The sequence below is a fragment of the Endozoicomonas sp. SESOKO1 genome, from assembly GCF_024606265.1.
GTDB lineage: Bacteria > Pseudomonadota > Gammaproteobacteria > Pseudomonadales > Endozoicomonadaceae > Endozoicomonas.
Genome location: NZ_JAHHPP010000170.1, coordinates 1 through 2,519, shown reverse-complemented (window position 1 = coordinate 2,519; position 2,519 = coordinate 1). Strand labels below are relative to the sequence as shown.

Sequence of the window (2,519 nt, the reverse complement as noted above, 5' to 3'; positions counted from 1 at the left end):
CATTTTGAAATTCAAGGCGGAAGGACTGTCCGTTTCTGCTGATGGAGGCAAGCGTAAATCCGGCGTACTGTCGGTTGCTGCCTGAGAAATCAGAAGCCTCGCCCGATAGGGCGGGGAGCAGTCACCCATTGCCATCACTTTTGCTCTGCTGGGGATTGCCCTGTTGCTGGTACTGTTATTCGACCGGATCAGGGAATCACTGATCGTGCTGAGCGTTATCCCCTTCGGTATTAGTGGTGCGTTGTTTATTTTGTTTATCCATGGACAGGTACTGAGTTTCTTCGCCATTATCGGCATGATTGTACTGATCGGCATTATGGTGAATAACTCGCTGGTGCTGGTCTGGCGATTTATGGAGAACGAATCGCAGTGTACCCGGGAGAACCTGGTTGATTTTGTGATCAGTGGTACCCAGGATCGGGTGCGGCCTATTTTGCTGACCACCATGACCACCGTTGCCGGACTGATACCACTGGCCTATGGTCTGGGAGGGTACGACAACTATATGTCACCCATGGCGCTGGTGGTTGGCTGGGGTTGTGTGATCTCCATGGTAGTTACTCTGATGGTGATACCGTCACTGTACCTGTTAGTGAAACAGCGGCAGCTGGCCGGCTCAGAACTCCCAAAAGACAGACACTGACCAGGAATTGACATGCAAGGTGTGAGTGCAAGTTAAACATCCATGGAATGGCAATAAAGGAACTTCATGACTTTTATTGCCATTCTATATTTTACCTTCTTTGCCTGCTTATGTTGTGTCCGACAATAGAGTTGGATTTGATATACGACGGGCAACTGACCAGGTGGTCGTTCACCAGCCCCATTGCCTGCATATAGGCATAACAGATGGTGCTGCCAACAAAACTGAAGCCCCGTTTTTTCAGATCTTTGCTCATCCGGTCTGAAATTTCGGTGGTGGCCGGTACTTCACTCATCAATTGTCGCTGGTTGTTGATGGGCTGATGATTGACAAACGACCACAGATACTGGTTGAAGCTGCCAAACTCCTCCTGCACCTTGATAAACGCCCGGGCATTTTTAATGGCGCTCCGGATTTTCAGCCGGTTACGAATAATGCCTTCGTCCTGCATCAGCTTGTCAACATCCTGCTCTGTCATCCTGGCAACCTGTTGAACGTTAAATTGATGAAATGCTTTCCGGTAACCTTCCCGGCGCTTCAGGATGGTGATCCAGCTCAGGCCCGCCTGGGCTCCTTCAAGAATCAGAAACTCAAAGAGTTTCTGGTCGCTATGACAGGGAACGCCCCACTCTTCGTCATGGTATCGGGTATAGAGTTTATCGCCGTGACACCAGCTGCATCGAGAATCGCTCAAGAGGAAAAACTCCTTTTTGTCTGGCACTTGCCATTAGGGCCTGCCAATTACATCAGAAAACGCATTTATTTGCAGTTTTCTGGCTACCAGTAACAATGGCAGTTAAGATAGTTGTTTACTTTGTTAAAGGCATAAACAGATGAAGATAGCCAAAGAGAGAGTGGCCCTGTTTCATTACACTCTGAAAAATGATGAGGGAGAAGTTCTCGACAGTTCAGAAGGCGAGTCTCCCATGGCTTATCTTCACGGTGAGCACAATATTGTCGAAGGGCTGGAAAATGCCCTGGAAGGCAAGCAGGCTGGCGACAAGTTTGAAGTGGTGGTTGAGGCTGCTGAAGGCTACGGAGAATATGACGAAAGCCTGGTTCAGCCGGTGCCGAAAGAGCAGTTTGGTGACCATCCTGTCGAGGTGGGTAACCAGTTCCATGCCGATACCGCCATTGGCCCACGTATTGTGACCGTGGTGGCTATTGATGACGAAGACGATCAGGTGGTGATCGACGCTAACCATTCGCTGGCGGGTGAGAATCTGCACTTCAGCATTGAAGTGGTTGAGGTTCGTGAAGCTACCAAGGAAGAGCTGGACCACGGTCATGTGCATGGACCTGAAGGGCATGTTCACTGAGTCTGCTGATGACATTATCAGCCTGCTGGGTCTGGAGAAACATGTAGAGGGCGGGTTTTATACGCCCAGTTTTCAGTCCGATGCCGCTTAAGATGAAAAACGTTCGTACTGGACCAGTATTTACCTATGAAGATTTTGAGCTCTTTTCCAGGGACTATCTCCTGAGTCAATACCCTCAGCATGAAACGCTGGTCAGAAAGCTTACCCGTGACTGAAATCCTGAAAAAGTCGGATTCTTCCGGCTTTTTTATGGCCATCAAATTGTTATGTAAACTGCCTGCCGGGTTTTATGGTGAGTGAGAAGCTGAATGTTGCTCAGCACGCCGCTTTCCACCATGGACCGGAAAGCCAAAGCTATTCGCATTTTTTGCAGATCATCCTGATGTTTCCAAAGGCCAAGTTCCTCCATCAGCACTGGAATCTTGAAGGTTTGACCTTTTTCCATGGTATCGATTACGTGTTGTAAAGGTGCTAACAGAAGGTTCAGGCGCATACATCTCTCCTTACCAATTGACTAGTCCTAAGCCCTAGTGCTTTAGAAGTTATGGCTGTTATAA

4 protein-coding genes are annotated in these 2,519 nt (G+C 48.7%); 2 read left to right on the top strand and 2 right to left on the bottom strand.

The features are described from left to right. The first annotated feature begins 127 nt into the window (after positions 1-127). Positions 128-643, top strand: a complete 516-nt coding sequence (locus tag KDK13_RS08530) for an efflux RND transporter permease subunit (protein WP_257284555.1) — start codon at positions 128-130, stop codon at positions 641-643. Positions 644-734: 91 nt separating this feature from the next. On the opposite strand, the gene KDK13_RS08525 is transcribed toward KDK13_RS08530, so the two are convergent. Next, the gene (locus tag KDK13_RS08525) at positions 735-1,337 is read right to left on the bottom strand and encodes a DNA-3-methyladenine glycosylase I (RefSeq protein WP_257284554.1); all 603 of its coding nucleotides are present in this window, start codon (positions 1,335-1,337) and stop codon (positions 735-737) included. A 139-nt stretch (positions 1,338-1,476) separates the two neighbouring features. Here KDK13_RS08525 and KDK13_RS08520 point away from each other — a divergent pair, with 139 nt between their 5' ends. Next, positions 1,477-1,962, top strand: coding sequence for a peptidylprolyl isomerase (locus KDK13_RS08520; RefSeq protein ID WP_257284553.1), 486 nt, complete (start codon positions 1,477-1,479; stop codon positions 1,960-1,962). 256 nt (positions 1,963-2,218) lie between these two features. Here the strand turns inward: KDK13_RS08520 and KDK13_RS08515 are convergent, their stop codons facing one another. Continuing rightward, positions 2,219-2,455 carry a hypothetical protein gene (locus KDK13_RS08515; RefSeq protein WP_257284552.1) on the bottom strand — a complete coding sequence of 79 codons (237 nt, stop codon included), beginning with the start codon at positions 2,453-2,455 and terminating at the stop codon, positions 2,219-2,221. Positions 2,456-2,519 lie beyond the last annotated feature (64 nt).

Coding starts and splice junctions, on each gene's coding strand:
- KDK13_RS08515 (WP_257284552.1), bottom strand. CDS start 2,455: ATGCGCCTGAACCTTCTGTTAGCACCTTTACAACACGTAATCGATACC.
- KDK13_RS08520 (WP_257284553.1), top strand. CDS start 1,477: ATGAAGATAGCCAAAGAGAGAGTGGCCCTGTTTCATTACACTCTGAAA.